The organism is Rhodanobacter sp. OR92 (genome assembly GCF_000427545.1).
Taxonomy (GTDB): Bacteria; Pseudomonadota; Gammaproteobacteria; order Xanthomonadales; family Rhodanobacteraceae; genus Rhodanobacter; species Rhodanobacter denitrificans.
In genome coordinates this window covers 33,289-51,847 of the sequence record NZ_ATYF01000019.1, presented here as the reverse complement: position 1 = coordinate 51,847, position 18,559 = coordinate 33,289, and the positions used below count along the sequence as shown (strand labels likewise).

At 68.4% G+C, this 18,559-nt stretch carries 19 protein-coding genes; 7 read left to right on the top strand and 12 right to left on the bottom strand.

What is annotated here, in order from left to right:
* Positions 1–724 precede the first annotated feature (724 nt).
* Positions 725–1,879 (bottom strand): GGDEF domain-containing protein, encoded by a 1,155-nt coding sequence (locus RHOOR92_RS0111275; protein ID WP_015448133.1) that lies wholly within the window; start codon positions 1,877–1,879, stop codon positions 725–727.
* Positions 1,880–2,020: 141 nt separating this feature from the next.
* Entirely contained in the window at positions 2,021–2,827 is an 807-nt protein-coding gene (locus RHOOR92_RS0111270; RefSeq protein WP_015448134.1) for a helix-turn-helix domain-containing protein, read from the bottom strand.
* Positions 2,828–3,018: 191 nt separating this feature from the next.
* Between RHOOR92_RS0111270 and RHOOR92_RS0111265 the strand changes: the two genes are divergently transcribed.
* Entirely contained in the window at positions 3,019–3,426 is a 408-nt protein-coding gene (locus RHOOR92_RS0111265) for a DUF3224 domain-containing protein (RefSeq protein WP_015448135.1), read from the top strand.
* A gap of 25 nt (positions 3,427–3,451) precedes the next feature.
* A complete protein-coding gene (locus tag RHOOR92_RS0111260; protein WP_015448136.1) occupies positions 3,452–4,696 on the top strand; it encodes an MFS transporter in 1,245 nt (414 codons plus the stop codon).
* Between the two features lie 21 nt (positions 4,697–4,717).
* Here RHOOR92_RS0111260 and RHOOR92_RS0111255 read toward each other — a convergent pair whose 3' ends face one another.
* Positions 4,718–5,440 carry a glutathione S-transferase family protein gene (locus RHOOR92_RS0111255; RefSeq protein WP_015448137.1) on the bottom strand — a complete coding sequence of 241 codons (723 nt, stop codon included), beginning with the start codon at positions 5,438–5,440 and terminating at the stop codon, positions 4,718–4,720.
* Positions 5,441–5,578: 138 nt separating this feature from the next.
* Between RHOOR92_RS0111255 and RHOOR92_RS0111250 the strand changes: the two genes are divergently transcribed.
* Complete coding sequence (locus tag RHOOR92_RS0111250) at positions 5,579–6,295, top strand: DUF899 family protein (protein WP_027490265.1); 717 nt, start codon at positions 5,579–5,581, stop codon at positions 6,293–6,295.
* An 87-nt stretch (positions 6,296–6,382) separates the two neighbouring features.
* On the opposite strand, the gene RHOOR92_RS0111245 is transcribed toward RHOOR92_RS0111250, so the two are convergent.
* The 3 genes from RHOOR92_RS0111245 to RHOOR92_RS0111235 form a co-directional block, all read right to left on the bottom strand.
* Positions 6,383–6,739, bottom strand: coding sequence for a YciI family protein (locus RHOOR92_RS0111245; protein ID WP_015448139.1), 357 nt, complete (start codon positions 6,737–6,739; stop codon positions 6,383–6,385).
* Positions 6,740–6,878: 139 nt separating this feature from the next.
* Positions 6,879–7,454, bottom strand: a complete 576-nt coding sequence (locus tag RHOOR92_RS0111240) for an alkyl hydroperoxide reductase (protein ID WP_027490264.1) — start codon at positions 7,452–7,454, stop codon at positions 6,879–6,881.
* Entirely contained in the window at positions 7,454–8,050 is a 597-nt protein-coding gene (locus RHOOR92_RS0111235; RefSeq protein WP_007511802.1) for a protoglobin domain-containing protein, read from the bottom strand. The genes RHOOR92_RS0111240 and RHOOR92_RS0111235 overlap by 1 nt, the downstream gene beginning before the upstream one ends.
* Positions 8,051–8,168: 118 nt before the next feature.
* Between RHOOR92_RS0111235 and RHOOR92_RS0111230 the strand changes: the two genes are divergently transcribed.
* Positions 8,169–8,582 carry a helix-turn-helix domain-containing protein gene (locus RHOOR92_RS0111230; RefSeq protein WP_007511804.1) on the top strand — a complete coding sequence of 138 codons (414 nt, stop codon included), beginning with the start codon at positions 8,169–8,171 and terminating at the stop codon, positions 8,580–8,582.
* A gap of 33 nt (positions 8,583–8,615) precedes the next feature.
* Here RHOOR92_RS0111230 and RHOOR92_RS0111225 read toward each other — a convergent pair whose 3' ends face one another.
* The 5 genes from RHOOR92_RS0111225 to RHOOR92_RS0111205 form a co-directional block, all read right to left on the bottom strand.
* On the bottom strand, positions 8,616–9,866 hold the full coding sequence (locus RHOOR92_RS0111225; protein WP_027490263.1) for a DUF6596 domain-containing protein: 1,251 nt from the start codon (positions 9,864–9,866) through the stop codon (positions 8,616–8,618).
* Between the two features lies 1 nt (position 9,867).
* Positions 9,868–10,215 (bottom strand): YciI family protein, encoded by a 348-nt coding sequence (locus tag RHOOR92_RS0111220; RefSeq protein ID WP_027490262.1) that lies wholly within the window; start codon positions 10,213–10,215, stop codon positions 9,868–9,870.
* Positions 10,216–10,338: 123 nt separating this feature from the next.
* Positions 10,339–11,709, bottom strand: a complete 1,371-nt coding sequence (locus RHOOR92_RS0111215; RefSeq protein WP_027490261.1) for an FAD-containing oxidoreductase — start codon at positions 11,707–11,709, stop codon at positions 10,339–10,341.
* A 159-nt stretch (positions 11,710–11,868) separates the two neighbouring features.
* Complete coding sequence (locus RHOOR92_RS0111210; RefSeq protein ID WP_027490260.1) at positions 11,869–12,540, bottom strand: glutathione S-transferase N-terminal domain-containing protein; 672 nt, start codon at positions 12,538–12,540, stop codon at positions 11,869–11,871.
* Positions 12,541–12,578: 38 nt separating this feature from the next.
* Complete coding sequence (locus tag RHOOR92_RS0111205; RefSeq protein ID WP_027490259.1) at positions 12,579–13,148, bottom strand: NADPH-dependent FMN reductase; 570 nt, start codon at positions 13,146–13,148, stop codon at positions 12,579–12,581.
* A 152-nt stretch (positions 13,149–13,300) separates the two neighbouring features.
* Between RHOOR92_RS0111205 and RHOOR92_RS0111200 the strand changes: the two genes are divergently transcribed.
* Positions 13,301–14,143, top strand: coding sequence for an MnmC family methyltransferase (locus tag RHOOR92_RS0111200; protein WP_007511815.1), 843 nt, complete (start codon positions 13,301–13,303; stop codon positions 14,141–14,143).
* Positions 14,144–14,195: 52 nt separating this feature from the next.
* On the opposite strand, the gene RHOOR92_RS0111195 is transcribed toward RHOOR92_RS0111200, so the two are convergent.
* Positions 14,196–16,148 carry a M61 family metallopeptidase gene (locus tag RHOOR92_RS0111195; protein ID WP_037115330.1) on the bottom strand — a complete coding sequence of 651 codons (1,953 nt, stop codon included), beginning with the start codon at positions 16,146–16,148 and terminating at the stop codon, positions 14,196–14,198.
* 58 nt (positions 16,149–16,206) lie between these two features.
* Between RHOOR92_RS0111195 and RHOOR92_RS19990 the strand changes: the two genes are divergently transcribed.
* A complete protein-coding gene (locus RHOOR92_RS19990) occupies positions 16,207–16,758 on the top strand; it encodes a hypothetical protein (protein ID WP_007511820.1) in 552 nt (183 codons plus the stop codon).
* An 11-nt stretch (positions 16,759–16,769) separates the two neighbouring features.
* Positions 16,770–18,545: a GGDEF domain-containing protein gene (locus RHOOR92_RS0111185; protein ID WP_007511822.1), complete on the top strand. Its 1,776-nt coding sequence runs from the start codon at positions 16,770–16,772 to the stop codon at positions 18,543–18,545.
* Positions 18,546–18,559 lie beyond the last annotated feature (14 nt).

The window sequence follows — 18,559 nt, the reverse complement described above, 5'->3', positions numbered from 1 at the left end:
TAACGCTGGAATTGAGCGGCGGCGAAGCCGTCCGCCTCGAATGAATAGTTAGGGCGTGATCGTTGACCACGAATCTGCCAATGATTCCCGCTTCTTGGGAGGTTGCCACTGGTTTTTAGTATCAAGATACAGACGAACGGCGACAAAGGTGCCGAGTGGGAAGGCGAGAATATAGAGCGGTGCGGTAGCAAGACTCCATGGGCGAGCCCAAGGTTTTGCGGAAGATGCGCCCAACGCCAACAGTACATGGCCGCTCAGTCCTACCAAGTAAACGATGCTGAGGGCGGCCCATTCCCATCTGGACTGGCCAACGTTTGGTGAAAAAATTCTGTATATCGAGCAGAGCCAAGTTATGCCCCACAGCACAGCCAGGATTCGATGTATGACGGCGACGCGTTCGTAGTCTTTCACTAGTTTCCCCTAACGCTTAGTAGACCCCAAAAGTGGGGTGTTGCACCGAGTATGCGGCTCCGATCCTGACCGCACAAGCCGACGATTCCTAAAACGGATCAGGATCTTGCGCGGCAGCACCGTCATCGATGCGGGTACAAGCAGCCGTGTTATCCGACACTTTTGAGGCTGTATCAGTTACACAGGCAAAAGTGCGGGTGTAACGGGTGCGAAAATGCCGTGGCTGCCGGATCGGGTGCAGGCACATGGGGAGAGAGGGAGGCGGTTTTGCGTTTCCGGGGTGGGAAGCCGCCCCATCCATGCCCGGCTCTCTTTACGCCTCGGAATTCCACGCCACCTGATTGCGGCCCTGGTGCTTGGCCCGATACAGCGCGACATCGGCGGCATTCACCAATTGCTCGACGTTCGCGTCGACGGCAGTGGCCCCGCCCACACTGGTGGTGATGTCGATGCGGCTGCCTTCGAACACCGCCGGTGCCGCCGCCACGGCGGTGCGCATGCGCTCGGCGAGCGCGGCGGCACGCGCAGGCTCGATGGCGGGCAGCAACAGCATGAACTCCTCGCCTCCGTAGCGCGCGAACAGGGTGCCGCGCGGCAGTCCCACGCTGCGGATCACCGCGACGAAATGGATGAGCACCGCGTCGCCCGCGGCGTGGCCCCAGTTGTCGTTGATTGACTTGAAGTGGTCCAGGTCGAACATCAGCACGCTGCAGCCCTGCCCGCGCGCGCGACAGGCGTCCACCAGGCGGGCGCCCGCCTCGATCAGCGCGCTGCGATTGAGCAGGCCGGTGAGCCCGTCGGTACGCGCCAGCCGGCGCAGGTCCAGGGTCAGCCGCTCGGCCAGCATCAGGGTGAACCCGGTGCTCAGCAGGAACGAGGACAGGATGCCGAACAGGTAATTCCAGGTAGTGAGCAGTTCGTCGAGCGGCGAGTGCGCGAGCAGTTGCGGAAACAGCACCACCACCGAACGCAGCAGGTAGAACAGCGCGTCGATGATGAAGATCAGCGCGGTGAAGCTGCAGGTGCTGCGCATGTCCCGCGGCGAGCGCCACAGCAGCACCCAGACCATCCACGCGTCCCAGACCACGCTGTAGCCGCCGAACATCAGCGCCGAGACCGTCTGCGTCGGCGGCGACAGGTAAACGTCGACCTGGCAGGCGACGAACAGACCCACCACCGCCAGCGGCCAGCGCCAGCGCAGCGGGTAGCGCAGGTGGATGGCGATGCCCATCAGCATCAGCGCGTTGGCCAGCGCGATCAGGCCGCCGCCCACGACCGTGGAGAGCAGGCTGCCGTTTTCGTTCAGCCCCTGGGTAAGCGCGGCGGCGGTTATGACCCAGAACGCGGTGGCCCAGATGCGCAGCGCCGGCAGGCCGCGCAGCACCAGCCCGAGCAGGGTGAAACTTATCGAGATGGCGATGCCGATGGCCGCGCCGATGACGCCGAGCGTAAAGAGGTCGAAGTGCATGCCGGTTCCCGTATGCCGACCGAAAGCCGGGGTCGGCGTGCCGCTTCCGTGATGCGCACGCGGGACCTTCGGACCGCCACGCCCCGCAAGGTAGCACGGCAGGAAACCGGCATCCCCGGCCGATACCGCGTCGCGCCAGCCTCAGCCCGCCCGCCCCCGCCGTGCATATTCCGCCGGCGGACACCCCACCAGCGCCCTGAAGTCGCGGATGAAATGCGCCTGGTCGAAGTAGCCCAGCTCCAGCGCCAGCCGCAACCAGTCCACCGCGTCACCGGCATCGACACGCTGCAGCGCTTCGTGCATGCGGTAGCGGTTGATCACCCACTTCGGGCCGATGCCTACGTACTGGTTGAACCATCGCTGCAGCGTGCGCGGAGTCAGCGGCCAGCGCGAGGTCACGTCGTCGAGGGTACGGATGCTGCGATCCGTGGCGATGGCGTCCACCACTTCGCCCACGCGCAGCGCCTGCGCATCGGGCGGCGGCAGGCGGGCGGCGAGGAAGTCGCTGGCCAGCGTCACCATGCGTTCGTCGTGCGGCTGCGCGTGCAGGATCGCCTCCAGCCGCGCCGCATTCTCGCCGAACACCTGTTGCGGCGGGATCGATCGGTTGCGCAATGCGGACACCGGCTGCCGCAGGAAGCCGCGGAACCCGCCGGGACGGAACTTCACGCCGAACACGCCGCCGCGCCCTTCCAGCGTGGTGCTGAAACGGTCGGTGTGAATGCCGTGGATGCGGCTGCCGCCGGCTTCGCACACCAGGTGTACGTTCGGGTGCGGCAGGGTTTCGCGCAGCTGCGGCGGGCCGTCCTGCAGGTCCCAGCGCACGATCCAGTAGTGCTGCACCACGCCGGCCAGTGCGGGCGGTGGCGCGATACGCGCATGATGGAACACGCCCGCCACCGGCGCATGGCGCAGCACGCCGCGAGCCTCGCCGACGCCCTCGTTCATTGGCGCCACCCGCGGCAGATGGCACCGGCCTGTCGCGTTTTTACAATCATCGATGCTCCAGCCGTGCTCTCATGTCGGCACGCGACACCACGCAGGAGTTTCCCACGAAGGACACGATGCTGTTCCTGCTCGCCGTCGCGGCTTCCCTGCCTTCGGCAGCCCTTGCACGAACCCCCACGGAGCCCGTTCCCATGCACGCCGCCGGCAACTTCAACGTCAAGATACAACCGCAGACCCCCGACAACCCCCAGGCCAGGGCCTCCGGCCTCGGCCGCCTGTCGCTGGACAAGCAGTTCCATGGCGACCTCGACGCCACCAGCCAGGGCGAGATGCTGGCGGCGGGCGACGGCACCATTTCCGGCGCCTACGTGGCGCTGGAAAAAGTCAGCGGCAAGCTGCACGGCCGCAGCGGCAGTTTCGTGCTGGTGCACCGCGCGCTGATGGTCGACGGCACGCCGCAGGAGTGGAGCGTGGCGGTGGTGCCCGGCTCCGGCACGGGCGAGCTGGCCGGCCTGGACGGCGCGATGACGATCACCCTCGCCGGCGCCAAGCACAGTTACAATCTGAGCTACACCCTGCCAGGCCACTGCACGGCCTGACCGCGCCACCCCGGAAAGCGCCGCCATGAACCAGCCCACGGAAGCATCCGGCAGCGCCACGGCGAAAACGCCTTCCGTGCTGCGCCGGATCCCGGCCGGCATCTGGGCACTCGGCCTGGTCTCGATGCTGATGGACACCTCCTCGGAGATGATCCACGCGCTGCTGCCGGTGTACCTGGTCGACGTGCTCGGCGCCTCGGCGCTCGCGGTCGGCTTCATCGAAGGCATCGCCGAAGCCACCGCGGCGATCACCAAGGTGTTCTCCGGCGCGCTGTCGGACTGGCTGGGCCGACGCAAGCTGCTGGTGGCGATCGGCTACGGCCTGGCCGCATTCACCAAGCCGGTCTTTCCACTGGCGGGCACGCTCGACTGGGTGGTCGCCGCACGTTTCGTGGACCGCATCGGCAAGGGCATTCGCGGTGCGCCACGCGATGCGCTGATCGCCGACCTGGCACCGGCCGAACTGCGCGGCGCCTCGTTCGGCCTGCGCCAGTCGCTCGACACGACCGGTGCGTTCCTCGGCCCCGCGCTGGCGATCATGCTGATGTGGCTGACCGCCGACAACATTCCGCTGGTGTTCTGGTTCGCGGTGCTGCCGGGCTTCGCCGCGTTCGCGCTGGTGGTGTTCGGCGTACGCGACGCGCGGGGCGACAAGGAGGGAAAACCCGCGCGCGCGCCATGGTCGCGCGCCGAGCTGGCACGCCTGCCGCCGCTGTACTGGGGCGTGGTGGCGATCGCCGCGGTGTTCACCCTGGCCCGTTTCAGCGAGGCCTTCCTGGTGTTGCGCGCGCAGGAACTGGGGCTGGGGCTGGTGCTGATCCCGCTGGTGCTGGTGGTGATGAACGTGGTGTACGCGCTGTCGTCCTACCCGGTCGGCGTGCTGGCTGACCGCTTCGACCGCGGGGCGCTGCTCGGGCTGGGCGTGCTGGTACTGGTGGCGTCGGACCTGGCGCTGGCCTTTGTCGGCGGGCTGGCCGGGCTGGCGCTGGGCGTGACGCTGTGGGGCCTGCACATGGGCATGACCCAGGGCCTGCTGGCCGCGCTGGTCGCCGACGCCGCGCCGGCCAACCTGCGCGGCACCGCGTACGGCGTGTTCAATCTGGTGAGCGGACTGGCCCTGCTGGCGGCCAGCGTGGTGGCCGGCGAGTTGTGGGATGCGTTCGGCTCGCACGCCACCTTCCTCGCCGGCGCCTGTTTCGCAGTCGTGGCGCTGCTCGCACTGGTGCCGGTGGCGCAGCGGGTGCGCCGGAACCGGCCCGCGCCGGGCTGAGCGCCGCGCCGCAGGCCACGCTCAGCCCCAGGCATGTTCGGGGTAGAAGCGCTGCATCATCCGCGCGACATAGGCCACCAGGTTCGGCTGCGCTTCCACCGCCCGGCGCAGCGGCGTGTCGAAGAACGGCGTGGCGGTGCAGGCGAGCATGCCGAAGGCGGTGGCGTCCACGGCACTGGCCGATGCCCCCATGAAGTACGGCCTGTTGCCGAGCAGTTCGGCCAGCGCGTCGATCGAGCGCGTGCCCAGTTCGGCGATCTTTCCCGGTGCATGCCGACCCAGCCCCTGCGCGTGCAGTTCGGCGAACTTGCGTGCCTGCATGTCGCGGCGCAATGGCGCTCGCTGCGCCTCGGGCGCATCGTCGACGAAGTGCGCCGGCCCCTTGGCGAAGCTGTCCGGATCGATCCAGCGGAACCAGACCATCGCGAAGTACAGGTGATCCTCCAGCAGGCGCTCGATCGCCCAGGCCTGCGCCCGCTGCCGCGCGTCCAGCCCGGCATCCAGGTCCACGCCGTACCTGCGCTCGATGTGCGCACGGATGAAAGTGGAATCGCCGACCACCTCGCCATGGTCGTCGATGAAGGGCAGCTTGCCGTTCGGCGCCTGCGGCGGAATCGTCGAGACGCAGCCGTAGGCCAACCCGGCCATCTTCAGCTGCACCTCGGTCTTGAGCACGAACGGGCTGGTGTCGGGCAGGCCGAAGCCGGCGCGGCTGGCGTACAGGGTGAGGCCGGTGGACGACATGGCGAACTCGATGACGGAAGGTGCGCGCACTCTGGCGTGGTGCTGCTGACAGCTTTGTGTCAGCAGCGCCGCCACGCGATGTCGATGTCACCGGCGCCCGTTCGTCATCCAGGTAGTCCCGAGCCCAGGAGAACCGTGATGAGCCCTGCCCCCACCCTCGTGCCCGCCGCCGAGCTCGCTGCGCGCAACCCCATGCGCTTCCCCAACGAAGGCGATGGCTACCGCCGCGCGCGCACCGCCTTGCTGGCCGAGGAGATCGCGCTGCGCCGGCACATCGAGCGTGTCGCCGAGCTGCGCCGCGCACTGCCACCCGGCGGCGAGGTGACCGGCGACTACCGCTTCCGCGGCGAACACGGGCCGGTCGATTTCGCCGGCCTGTTCGGCGACAGGCAGACCCTGGTGGTCTACAGCTACATGTTCGGCCCGCAGCGCGCGCGGCCCTGCCCGATGTGCACCTCGCTGCTGGGCGCGTGGGACGGCGAGGCGCGCGACGTGGCCCAGCGCGTGGCGCTGGCCGTGGTGGCGCGTTCGCCGATCGAGCGCCTGGTCGCGTTCAAGAACGAACGCGGCTGGCGCGACCTGCGGCTGTACTCGGATGTCGACGGCGCCTACAGCCGCGACTACTTCGCCATCGACCCGGACGGCGGCGACGGCGACCAGGCTGCCTTCAACGTGTTTACCCGCCGTGACGGCACGATCCGCCACTTCTGGAGCGGCGAGATGGGCTTCGAGAGCGCCGACCCCGGCCAGGACCCGCGCGGCGCGCCGGACCTGATGCCGCTGTGGACCATCCTGGACTGCACGCCGGAAGGCCGCGGCACGGACTGGTACCCGAAGCTCGACTACCCGACCTGATGCTTGCGTCGGGTCGGCAGCAGATTTCTGCCGACCCGGACGCGTGACGCTTGATGTGCCGGGCAATCCGCCAGACGAGCCGCGTCTTCAACTCGAGGGATGTGTCTCCAGCTGACGTACTTCGCACGTGATGTCCCACTCGTCGCCGTGGACTTTCAGAAAGCGCTCGGTCCAGTGGATCGCCTCTTCCATCGACTTCGTCTCCATCACCGCGTAACCGCCGATCACTTCCTTCGCCTCGGTGAACGGACCATCGACTACGCTGATCTTGCCGTGCGAAAGCCGCACGCGGACGCCTTCCGAAGTCGGCCTGAGCCCAGCGGTGTCGAGCATGACCCCGGCTTGGGTCACTTCTTCCAGCAGCTTGCCCATATCGCTCATCAGCTGCTCGCTGGGCTGCAGTCCGCAGTTCTCGTTGATCCTGATCATTGAAAGGAATCGCATCGTCCTCACTCTCCTGTGGGTTTACGGCGGAGCCACGCGGCAGGGCCGCGCCGGCCCGCCCAACGTGCTCCTGCCATGGCGACGAACGGCTCCGCGCCGGATCGACACCTGCCGCCGCAGGAGCGCATCCGGCGCATTCCTACGAAAGCGGGTTCTGCCCTGGTGCCTCGGCATCCGCCTCGCGACGGCCATCGGCGCAATGCCCCGCCGCCGACGCAACGCCCGTAGCCTCGAGGCGTTGCTGCCCCGCCTCGACCAGCAGCGCGCCGATCTCCGCGCCGAGCAGCAGGTCGTCGTACTGGCCGAACACCTGGTTGCGCAGGCGTCCCTGCGCGTCGATCAGGATCGCGGTCGGCGTGCCCTGCATGGCGTAGGCGCGCATGGTGCGCGGAATCGGATCGCCGTCCGGGCCGGGCGCGTCGATGCCGACCGGGAAGCCCACGCGATACTCGTGCAGGAACGCGCGCAACGACTCCGGCCCCATCGCCGCATGATGCTCGAACACCGTGTGCAGGCCGACCACCGCCAGCGGCGCGCCCTCGAACAGCGTCGCCACGCGCTGCGCCTGCGGGATGCCGTGCGCCACGCAGCCCGGGCAGAGCATCTGGAAGGCGTGCAGCAGAACCACGCGCCCGCGAAAGTGGGCCACGCTCAGCGGCTCGGGAGTGTTCAGCCAGGCGCTGGTGCGCCACTCGGGAGCCGCTTCGGGTTTCATCAGAAATCTCCGTCCTTGACGTACGGGTAGGTCCACAGCGTCATCTGCAGCAGACACGACTTCAGCCATGCGGCGTACATCTTCTCCACTTCGTCGGCGGTGTGTCCCTTGCTGGCGAGGAACGGCCGGAGCGTGAAGGTCACCGGGTAGATCAGCGCAAACAGGTCGCGGAACGGCACGATGGCGGTGGAGGCGGCGCCGTCGGTGCGGTTCTTCTTTGCGCGGTGGTGGCGCAGGCCGATCTCGTGCTGGTAGTCGAGCCAGCGCTGGTCATACTCGGCGGCGGCCGTGTCGAGGATCCATTGGCCGAAGCGCTTGCGCACGGCGCCGAGATAATCGCCCAGCGGCTTGCCGTCGGCCCGGCCGGTGAAGGACGCCAGCAGGTGCGGCTGCGAACCGACGAAGCCGTACCAGACGTCGAGGATCGCCTCGACCTGATCCGCCACGATGCCGCGCGAAAGGCGCAGATACTTGACGTCCTCGTCGTCGAACAGGATGCTCTTCTTCATCAGCTCGAAGTCGCCGAGCGTCACCGGTGAACGCGCGATCGCACCGGTGCCGAAGGTGTATCCGGGAATGGCATGGGTTTCTTTCATGTCTTGGCTCCTCTGGTTGCGCCGGGTTCGGGGCGCGGGCCTGCGCTCCGTGGCCACGGACTCTAGCGACGGCACCGGCGCGCGTCAGGAAGGCACTTTTCGGTAAGGTGGTTACGACATGGGCGAACACGAACCCGCGACCAGCAAGCGGCCGGACACGGCGAACGCCGCTCCCCCGCCTGTTCCCGTCGCATCGATGGTCGAAAGCATCATCGGCTGCAAATGGTCGATCCGGCTGCTGCAGCTCTGCGCGGAAGGAAACCATCGCCCCAGCGCGCTGCTGCGCGCCTGCACGGGGCTCTCCGCCAAGGTGATGAACGAGCGCCTGCGCAAGATGACCCGCTTCGGCATCATGCACCGCACCGTGCACGGCGAGAAGCCGCCGGTCGAGGTGGAATACCGGCTGACGCCGTTCGGCCGCCGCTTCATGGGCATACTCGAAGAGGTGCAGCGGCTGCAGCAGGCGGTCGAGTGCGGCGCGATCGGAAAAACCGGCGAAGCCGCGGAAAAGACGCGGCGGGGAAACGCCTGACCTCCCTCGCGCTCTCTTCGCAGCGCACCAGGCTCAGCGCGGCAACGCGGCCTGGCGATCCTGCAGGAAACGGCGCACGGCGGGATCGCCGGCAAGACCGATCGCGACGTCGAAGGCGTGCCGCGCGTCGCGGTAGGCGTGCGTCCTGGCCAGCAACGCCGCCCGTGCCGCCCAGTAAGGCTGGTAATCGACGAGCCGGCCATCGGCGGCGAGCGCGTCCATGATCTCGAGCGCAGCCTCCGAACCCTTCAGCTCCGCGATGGCCAGCGCGCGGTTGAGCGCGACCACCGGCGAGTCGCACAGCGCCAGCAGCGCGTCGTAGAGCTGCACCTCCGGCGCCCAGTCGGTGCGGCCGCTGCGGCAACGCTCGACATGCGCCGACTGCAGCGCGGCTTCGAGCTGGTAGCGGCCGATACGGCCCAGCCGGCTGGCGCGCAGCAGCAGCGCCTCGGCTTCGTCGATCATCGCCGCATCCCACCGCGCGACATCCTGTTCGGCCAGCGGCACGTAGTCGCCCGCCGCCGTGCGGCGCGCGGCACGGCGCGCTTCCGCGTGCAGCATGCAGGCCAGCAGGCCCAGCGCCTCCGGCTCCTGCGGCAGCAGCTCGACCACCAGCCGGGCGAGGAACAGCGCCTCCGCGGTGAGGTCGCGGCGGATCGCATCGGTGCCGCCGGGATCGCTCCAGCCTTCGGCGAAGGCGGCGTAGACGGCTTCCAGCACGCCGTCCAGCCGCCCGGCCAGTTCGTCGCGCGTCGGCACGACAAAGGGGATGCCGGCCTGCCGGATCTTCTGCTTGGCCCGCCCCAGCCGCTTGCCCATGGCCTCGGGCGAGGCGAGGAACGCCGCGGCGATCGCCTTCGCATCCAGCCCAAGCACCACCTGCAGCATCAGCGGCGCGCGGATGCCGGTATCGATGGCCGGATGCGCACAGGCGAACAGCAGCGCGAGGCGCCGATCCGGGATGGCCGCATCGTCCCCTTCCGTCACCGCGCTCTCCTCGATCTCGGCGAGGATGCGCAACTGCACGGCCGCCACCTCGCCGTTGCGATGCTGCCGGAACCGGTCGATCCCCTTGCGCCTGGCGACGGTCAGCAGCCAGGCTTCCGGATTCGCGGGGCAGCCGGTGCGCGGCCAGTCCGCCAGAGCCGTGGCAAACGCCTCGGACAAGGCATCCTCGGCCGCCGCCACGTCGTGCATGGCGGCGGCCAGGAAGGCGACGAGCTTGCCGTAGCTGCGGCGGGCCACCGCATCCGCCGCACGGCGTGCCTGCGCGGTGCGATCCAAGCTACATGCCCCAGACCGGCCGCACTTCGACAATGCCGTGACTCGCGGCCGGACAGCGCGCCGCCCAGGCGAGCGCGGCGTCCAGGTCGGCGACGTCGATCAGGTAGTAGCCGGCCAGTTGCTCCTTGGAGTCCGCATAGGGGCCGTCCAGCACCTGCGACTTGCCGTTCGCCACGCGCACGGTGGTCGCGGTCGTCGTGCCCTGCAGGCGGTTCGAGCCGACCAGCGCGCCCGCCGTCTTCAACGCCTGCGTATAGGCCCCGTAAGCCGCGACACCTTGCTCCTGTTCGGCCGGCGACATGCGCGCCCAGCCGCCTTCCTCCGCATACAGCATCAGTAGATATTGCATCGTGATTCTCCGTTCCGGGTGATCGGCGGGCAGCATGCTCCACCTTGCCTATGACGCGTGGGGTCCCGCGATTTGGACAAGACCGATCTTGCAGGGCGATGGCGGTGCATCCGGCCCGTCGCCCTACCCGCCCGGCGCATGCACTTCCGCGATCAGCGTGGGAAGGAGTTCCGACACGGTCGGGTGGATCGGCACCGTGTGCTGCAGCTGGGTGGCGGTGGCGCCCACGCTCATCATGTCGATGATGCCGTGGATCGCCTCGTCGCCCTCGATGCCGAGGATCGCGGCGCCGAGGATCGCCTTCGTGTCGGCGTCGATGATCACCTTCATGAAACCCTGCGTCTCGTCCCTCTCAACCGCGCGGCCGACCCGGCCCATCGGCCGCTTGCCGACCAGGAACGGACGCCCGCGCTCGCGCGCCTGCGCCTCGTTGATGCCGACGCGGCCCAGCGGCGGGTCGATGTACAGCGCGTAGCCGCTGACGCGCTCGCTGAGCTTGCGGCGCTCGCCGTCGAGCAGGTTCGCCGCGACCATCTCGAAGTCGTTGTACGCGGTATGCGTGAACGCGCCGCGGCCGTTGCAGTCGCCCAGCGCCCAGATGCCGGGCACGTTGGTGCGCAGCTCGTCGTCGACGGTGATGTAGCCGCGCGCATCCGTCGCCACGCCAGCCTGGTCGAGGCCGAGGTCGTCGGTGTTCGGCACGCGCCCCACCGCCACCAGCACGTGGCTGCAGGCGAGCCGCTCGCCGTCGAGCGTCACCGCGAGCGTTTCGCCGGCGCCCGCGAACGCGAGCTCGGCGACGCCGGTGCGGATGTCGATGCCTTCGCCTTCCAGGATTCCGCGTACCGCCGTCGACACGTCGGCGTCCTCGCGCCCGATCAGCTGCGGGCCTTTTTCCAGCACGGTGACGCGGGCGCCGAAGCGCCGGTACATCTGCGCGTACTCCAGCCCGATGTAGCTGCCGCCGACGATCAGCAGGTGCGCCGGCACGCGGTCCAGGCCCAGGATCGAGGTGTTGGTGAGGTATGGGATGCCGTGCAGGCCGGGCATGTCCGGCACCGCCGCGCGGCCGCCGACATTCAGGAAGATCTGCGGCGCGGCGAGCCGTTCGTCGCCCGCGCGCAGGGTGTGCGCGTCCTCGAACTGCGCATGGCCTTCGATCACCGTGCAGCCGTCCATGCCGTCCAGCCAGGTGCGCACGCCGTGCCGCGCGTTCGCGATGACGGTATCGGCACGCGCCTTGACCCTGGCCATGTCGATGCCCACCGCGCCCGTCAGCACCACGCCGAAATCGGCCGCGCGACGGGCCATGTGCGCGGCGCGCGCGCTGGCCACCAGAGTCTTGGTCGGCATGCAGCCGGTGTTGACGCAGGTGCCGCCGAACAGCTTGCGCTCGATCAGCGCCACCGACCGGCCGGCCCGGGTCAGCCGGTTCGCCAGCGGCGGGCCGGCCTGGCCGGCGCCGACGATGATGGCGTCGAAGCGGCGGCTCATGGCGCTGTCGCCGCGAACCGCGACGCGCCTCGCGGCGGCAATCCGGAACGGTGGAGAAGCATGCCGTCACTCCCTGCACGAAAACGGTTGTTGTATCGCGAAGCACCGAACGGAGCCGGCAAATTTCCGTGAAGCAGCCGTCCATCGGAACGTGGCCGTTCACTCCCCCGCGGAGGGCGGCGCATCGAAGCGGTACGCCGTGCTGCGCGCCGACGCCCGCTGGCCGAACTCGCGGGCGAAAGCCGTGAGCTGGCCGTAAGGCGCCAGCGGGACGGTGGTGCGGAAGGCCAGATGCTCGACCAGGCAGAACAGCGACGCCTCCAGCAGGCTGAGGTCGCGCGGCGGCAGCGCCTCGATGACCGCCACCAGCCTCTCGTCGAGCCACGCCAAGGTGTTGCGCAATCCCGCGGCGGCCTTGGCGAAGTAGATGCTGTCCGCCGGCAGGTGTGCGATCTGCGTGCCGAAGCTGAGCTGCACCTGCGCCTGCATGGCGTGCCAGACGAGCTCCTGCACATTGCGCGCCTGCAGCTCGCGCACGTCCTCGGGCCAGACGACGCGCCGGCGCTCGGGCGCGGATTCCGCCAGCACGCGGCAGATGTTCTCGGCGCCGAACACCGTCACCCCATCGATGGTGAGTACCGGCAGCTTGAGCGCGGGATTCCCCGCGTAGTCGCGCGCCTCGAGCGACGCCAGGTCGTAGACCGGGGCGAACTCGCAGGCCACGCCCAGCTCCTGCGCGAACACGCGTACCAGGCGAGTGAAATGCGAACTGCTGCGGCCGGTGATCCGCGGCGCCGGACTCACACGGGTTGTGTCATTTGCATCAGACAAGGCACCACCTCCTGCGTTTGGTCAATCAACCGCGACTTTCACGGATTCCCCGCCGATCCGCCCTGCGCGAACGCGACGAAGCCTTGCATGAACTGGCGCAGCTGCTCGCCGGTACGCGCATCGGCGATGGCGCCGTCGGCATCGAACACGCTGCCCGCGCGCGACACCAGCAGGCGGCCGCCGCTCCACAGCTCCGCACCGATGGTGCGCAGCACCGGAAGCCAGGCGTTCTGCGACAGGATGGTGCCGAAGCCGCCGGGTGAGGCGCCCATCAGCGCCACCGGCTTGCCGGCGAACACGCGCGGGATGTCGGCCGGCGGCCGCGTCAGCCAGTCCAGCGCGTTCTTGGTCACGCCGGGAATGCTGTTGTTGTATTCGGGCGTGGCGATCAGCAGGCCATCGGCGGCGGCAATCGCCTCCTTGAGCGCGGCGACCTCGGCCGGAATGCCGTGCGCGGCTTCGTCGTCGGCGTTGTACAGCGGGAAGGCGGCGATCGACATGACCCGCAGCCGGCTGCCGGCCGGCATCGCCGCGACCGCGGCACGCAGCAGCGCGGCGTTGAACGAGCCTTTGCGCAGGCTGCCGGAAAAGCCGACCAGTACGGCCATGTTCCACCTCGGAGCGGCGACGGGAGCGGCAAGGGTAGCGCGGAAACGACGGCAGGCAGGGCGGCCGGACCAGCCCGCCTGCGTCACGCCGGGCAGCGGCCGGGTTACGATGCCGCTCCTTCGCTGCGCCGTCGTTTTCAGGAAAGCCCGCCGTGCCGCACTACTCCGGTCCCCTGCTCACCCGCCCCGTCGCCGCCTCGCTGCTGGCCGCGCGCGACGCCGGCGCGGATGCATGGCGCGGCTCGCTGGATCTGGGGGCATCGACCGGCGAAGCCTCGCTGCAGGCCGACGCCTGGCTGTGGCGGCAGCGGCGCTACCCGTACCCGTCCGCGCTGAAGGACCGCACGATCTACTACTGGGACGGCGACGCATTCGCGCCGGTGGCGCGCTACGCCGGCTCGCTGATCAAGCTGGTGCCCACCGAATGGGGCGCACCCACGTTCGAGATCGACGGCATCAAGATGCTGCCCACGGCGAAAGCGTCGCCGCTGGACGACGCGCGCCGCAAGGTGGCGCTGGTCGAGCCACGCGGCAAGGTGGTGCTGGATACCTGCGGCGGGCTGGGCTACTTCGCCGCCTGCTGCCTGGTGGCCGGCGCGACGCGCATCCACTCGTTCGAGAAGAACGCCGACGTGCTGTGGCTGCGCACGCTCAACCCGTGGTCGCCCGATCCCGAGTCACCTGCCAGCGGCGGCCGCCTGCAGCTCGCCCATGCCGACGTGTCGCAGGCGATCGCACAGCTCGCCGATGCCTCGGTGGACGCGCTCTTGCACGACCCGCCGCGCTTCGGCATCGCCGGCGAACTGTACGCGCAGGCGTTCTACGACCAGCTGGCCCGCGTGCTGCGCAAGGGCGGCCGGCTGTTCCACTACACCGGCAGCCCGAACAAGCTCACCAGCGGCCGCGACGTGCCGCGCGAGGTGGCCAGGCGGCTGGAGCAAGCCGGCTTCAAGGCGCAGCCGGCGCTGGATGGCGTGCTGGCGACGCGGCGCTGAGCCGGCGTCCGGACAGATACAGAGTCGGTCCCCGCGCCGTTCCGGCCCTCGCCTACTTCCGCGCCGCAATGATCTCGCCGAGGTAATCCGGCGTACCCTCGATGCGCACCAGGTGCGGGTACTGCAGGCCGTCGTGGTAATCCACCGGCAGCGTGCGATAGGCGCCCTGGTATTTCAGCAGCAGCTGGATCGGCGCCTTGCTGCCTTTCGCCGCCGTGATCGCATCTTTCAGCACATCGTCGCTGTAGTCATGGCCGTTCACCGCGACGAGGGTGGCGCCGGCGCTGACCCCGGCCTTGAACGCCGGACCCTCCCAGCGCACGTCGTTGATCTTGCCACCCTTGGCCATGGTCAGGCCAATCGACCAGGCGAAGTTGTACAGGTGGCGCGACGATTGCGGCCGGCTGTTGTACTGCTTCTCGTAGGCGCTCTCCTTGTCGGTGTAGACCAGCTTCCAGCCGGTGCCCTCGATGCCGTCCAGCAGCGGCGGCATGCGCGTATCCACGTGCGCATGCAGGAAGCTCGCCCAGTCGTACTTCGCCACGCCGTTCAACGCGGCCACCACGTCGTCGAAGGTGTAGGTTTTCGTCACGTAGCTGCCGTTGTCGACGCCGAAGAACGCGCGCGCGAAATCGTCCAGCGACTTGCGGTCGTGGGTCAGCGCGCGGAGCCTGGCGTCCACCTCCAGCCACATCATCTGCCCGGCGCTGTAGTACTCCTCGCTCATCTGCCAGCTGCGATACGGCAGGCCCGAGCGGCGTGCGGCGGTCGGGTCGTTGGTGGTGTCCTCGAGCGTGCGCCACTGGAAGCCCTCGCGGTTGCGGTCGTAGTTGGCCGCCACCATCGCCAGCGCGTCGCGGAACTGTTCGGGCGTCCACAGGCCGGCGCGCGCGGTCAGCACGTAGCCCCAGTACTGCGTCTGCCCCTCGTACACCCACAGCAGCGAATCGCCCATCGGCACGTTGAAGTTGGGCGTCCACAGGTCGGCCGGACGGCGGAACTTGCCGTTCCACGAATGGGTGTATTCATGCGCCAGCAGGTCGCGGCCGGGCGCGTTGTCGTCCCAGGCGGTGAAGTAGTCGGCACCCAGGCCGTCCTCGCTGGACTGGTGGTGCTCCGTGCCGTTGCCGCCCAGTTGGTCCGACAGCGAGAACAGGAAATCGTAGTGGTCGTAATGGTGCGAGCCGAACAGTCTGGTCGCCTGCACCGCCAGTGCGCGATGCGCCTGCACCTGTTCGGGCGTCATAGCCAGGTACTTCGGTGCGTCGGCGACGACGTCCAGGTGCACCGGCGCCCCGCCGGGCGGCGTGAGATCGACGCGCTTGAAGTACTGGCCAGCGTAGACCGGCGAGTCGACCAGGTTGTTGAAGGTCACCGGCCTGAACGTGGTGGTATCGCCCGACTGCGAGGCCGGCTCCAGTGCACTGCCGAGCTGCCAGCCGTGCGGCAGCGTCAGGCTGGGCGCGAAGGTGATGCCGCGGGTGAAATGGCCGGCCGGATACAGCGCCAGCTTGCTCCATTCCATGTCCATCATGCGGTCGGTCATCTCGAATCCGCCATCGCGGGGCGACAGGTACTGGAACTCCACGTCGATGCTGGCGACCCCCGCGGGGACGTCGAGGTGGAACGCGTACACGTCGTACTCGTCACGCTTCCACGCCAGCGGCTTGCCGTTCGCACTCAGCGCGAGGCCGGCAAGCATGGCGATCGGGCCGGTCGGCGAGTGGTCGCCGGGAATCCACTGCGGATACAGCAGGGTCAAGGCGCCGGGCTGCACCGGAATCGTCTCGTGCACGCGGAAGATGCCTCGCGCGGTGTCGCCGGCATCGACATGGATGGCGATCGTGCCGGGGTACGGCACGTCCTGCGGCGGCGGCACTCCGGCACCCGGAACTTGCCGCGCTCCCAGGGGAGCCACCGCGAGCGCAATCAATACGGCCACGACCCCGCACGCCACCCGGCGGGACACGGCAGCCGGCAACCCGGCGAAAAAGGCAACGGACATGACGACTCCAATGGGCGGGAGAAGGACTCGCGCCAACTTAGCACTGCTCGACCACGAGGTGAGCGTCTACCGCGGCGCCACCTTGCCGATCCAGCACCCGCTGGTTCGCCGCATGGCGCTGCGCAACCAGCCCGGCTCCGAACTGACCGCCGGGGAAACGGTGGTGCTACCGCTCGCCGCGCCCTTGAAGCAGAATCGGGCCATGCGCGAGCGGCTGGCGGCGCTGGACCAAGGAAGTCCTGCATCGCCCGACACGCTGTGGCCATCCGCGGCGTTTGCAGAACGCATGCCCGGGGAATCCGAAAAAGGGGGAAACATGCCGGATACGATCGAACTGCTGGAAACCATCGGCCAGAACGCGGCGCTGCGCCACGCATCCGCCGACGAACTTGAACCGATGCTCGAACAAGCGAATGCATCCGAAGCTCTCAGATCTGCCGTTGCCGCCGGCGACAGCTCGCTACTGTCCAGAGAGTTCGGGCACAAGCTGAACAAGGCACCGCAGATCTCCAATGCCCCGGGACACGAGGAAGACGAACCCGACCACGACGGCGGCGACGAACCGCGTCATCCACCCGAACCTGATCGCCACGAGCCGCGCAAACGATAGCCTCGCGCGCCATGCCCGTCGGCCGGCAAGGAAGAGGAAGGGGGACCGCCCTGGCCGCCCTGCTTCTTTGCGCCCTGGCGCTGGCAGGTCGCGCTACTGATCCCCCCCGGATTACCGACGCAAGCGCCTTCCTCGACCGGACCGAGGAGCTGCGCATCAAGGACCACCGGCAGTTCATCGAACGACTGGCGCAGATCCATCGCGAATCGCCCGCGCTGACGACGGCCGAGCAATGGCATCTGCGCTATCTCGACGCGCTCGAGTCTTCGCTGGAGGGCAGCTACGCCACAGCGGAGCAGCCGCTGCGCGATGTGGTCGGCCATTCAGGCGATCCGACGCTTGCCACCAAGGCATCGGCGCTGCTCATGAACAACCTGGCGGTCGGTCGCCGCTATGAAGACGCCTTCCAACTGGCCCAGCAGCTCACGATCGACCTGCCCCGAATCCGGGACAAAGAGGCCCGCCTCCAGGTCCTCAGCTACCTGTCCCAGACGTTGAACCTGGCCGGGCAGACCAATCTGGCGATCAAGTACGCCCACATGATGGAGGACATCGATCCTTCGAAGACGACCTCGTGCTACTCGCGTACCAAGCTGGTGGCCGCGCTCTACAACGCCAAGCGGCTCACCTCCGCGAGTCCGGAACTGCAGCAGGCCATCGAGACATGCGAAGCGGCTGGACAGCCCATCATGGCGACGACCATGCAGCTCATCCTCGGCACGCTCCACCTGGAAGAACACCAGCCGGCCAAGACCTTGGCGCTGCTCGACCGGATAGCGCCCGTCATCCGGATCAACCATTACTACCCGCACACGCTGTCCGCGCAGGTGCAACGAGCTCAGGCGTATGCACAGCTGGGTAAAGACGATGACGCCCAAAAGGCGGCACTCGCCGCCTTGGCGATGGCCGGCCCGGACGACGTCAACGACTACCTCAAAGATGCGTATGAAGTGCTCTATCTGGTCACCAAGCGGCACGGCAACACAGCCGCCGCGCTTGCCTACTACGAACGCTATGTCGCCCAGGACAAGGGCTCGCTCAATGATGCCTCCGCACAGGCATTGGCTTACCAGACGGTCCAGCAGCAGATTCTGACCCGCAAGCTGGAAACCGAAGAGCTTGGCAGGCAAAACAGTGTCCTCAAGCTGCAGCAAGCATTGGACGCCAAGGCCGCGGAGACCGACCGGCTCTACATCACGCTGCTGATCATCCTGCTGGCGGCCATCGCGCTCTGGCTGCTCCGCACCATGCGCTCGCAGAGGCGCTTCAAGCGCATGGCGATCCGCGACGGGCTCACCGGCATCCTGAACCACCAGCACTTCATCAACGAGGCCGATCGCATCTTGCGCCTGCTGGAGAAGAAGCTCGGCCACGCCTGCCTGATCTCCATCGACCTGGACCACTTCAAGCAGATCAACGACACCCACGGCCACGCCATGGGCGACGCCGTGCTGAAGCGGGCCGTGGCGATCTGCCAGCAGCACCTGCGCCCCAGCGACCTGTTCGGCCGCCTGGGCGGCGAGGAATTCGGCATCCTGCTGCACGAGTGTTCCCGCAACCAGGGCCTGGACATCGCCGAGCGCATCCGGATCGCGATCGGCACGACGCCGATCGAGAAGGACGGGCAGCACATAGCGATTTCCGCCAGCGTCGGACTGGCCTCCACCGATACCTCCGGCTACGGGCTGCAGCGGCTGTGCAAGGAGGCAGACGTCGCGCTGTACCGCGCCAAGCGCGCCGGGCGCAACCGGGTCGTCGCCGACGCCGGCAACCTGGCCGAAGCCTGAAGCCCCGCGCCGGA

Bases quoted from the DNA above. Each gene is read 5' to 3' on its own strand.
- RHOOR92_RS0111185 (WP_007511822.1), top strand. From the start codon at position 16,770: ATGCCCGTCGGCCGGCAAGGAAGAGGAAGGGGGACCGCCCTGGCCGCC.
- RHOOR92_RS0111245 (WP_015448139.1), bottom strand. From the start codon at position 6,739: ATGCGATTCCTTTCAATGATCAGGATCAACGAGAACTGCGGACTGCAG.
- RHOOR92_RS0111240 (WP_027490264.1), bottom strand. From the start codon at position 7,454: ATGAAACCCGAAGCGGCTCCCGAGTGGCGCACCAGCGCCTGGCTGAAC.
- RHOOR92_RS0111220 (WP_027490262.1), bottom strand. From the start codon at position 10,215: ATGCAATATCTACTGATGCTGTATGCGGAGGAAGGCGGCTGGGCGCGC.
- RHOOR92_RS0111235 (WP_007511802.1), bottom strand. From the start codon at position 8,050: ATGAAAGAAACCCATGCCATTCCCGGATACACCTTCGGCACCGGTGCG.
- RHOOR92_RS0111205 (WP_027490259.1), bottom strand. From the start codon at position 13,148: ATGGCCGTACTGGTCGGCTTTTCCGGCAGCCTGCGCAAAGGCTCGTTC.
- RHOOR92_RS0111230 (WP_007511804.1), top strand. From the start codon at position 8,169: ATGGGCGAACACGAACCCGCGACCAGCAAGCGGCCGGACACGGCGAAC.
- RHOOR92_RS0111270 (WP_015448134.1), bottom strand. From the start codon at position 2,827: ATGAACGAGGGCGTCGGCGAGGCTCGCGGCGTGCTGCGCCATGCGCCG.
- RHOOR92_RS0111250 (WP_027490265.1), top strand. From the start codon at position 5,579: ATGAGCCCTGCCCCCACCCTCGTGCCCGCCGCCGAGCTCGCTGCGCGC.
- RHOOR92_RS0111195 (WP_037115330.1), bottom strand. From the start codon at position 16,148: ATGTCCGTTGCCTTTTTCGCCGGGTTGCCGGCTGCCGTGTCCCGCCGG.
- RHOOR92_RS0111215 (WP_027490261.1), bottom strand. From the start codon at position 11,709: ATGAGCCGCCGCTTCGACGCCATCATCGTCGGCGCCGGCCAGGCCGGC.
- RHOOR92_RS0111255 (WP_015448137.1), bottom strand. From the start codon at position 5,440: ATGTCGTCCACCGGCCTCACCCTGTACGCCAGCCGCGCCGGCTTCGGC.
- RHOOR92_RS0111265 (WP_015448135.1), top strand. From the start codon at position 3,019: ATGCACGCCGCCGGCAACTTCAACGTCAAGATACAACCGCAGACCCCC.
- RHOOR92_RS0111275 (WP_015448133.1), bottom strand. From the start codon at position 1,879: ATGCACTTCGACCTCTTTACGCTCGGCGTCATCGGCGCGGCCATCGGC.
- RHOOR92_RS0111260 (WP_015448136.1), top strand. From the start codon at position 3,452: ATGAACCAGCCCACGGAAGCATCCGGCAGCGCCACGGCGAAAACGCCT.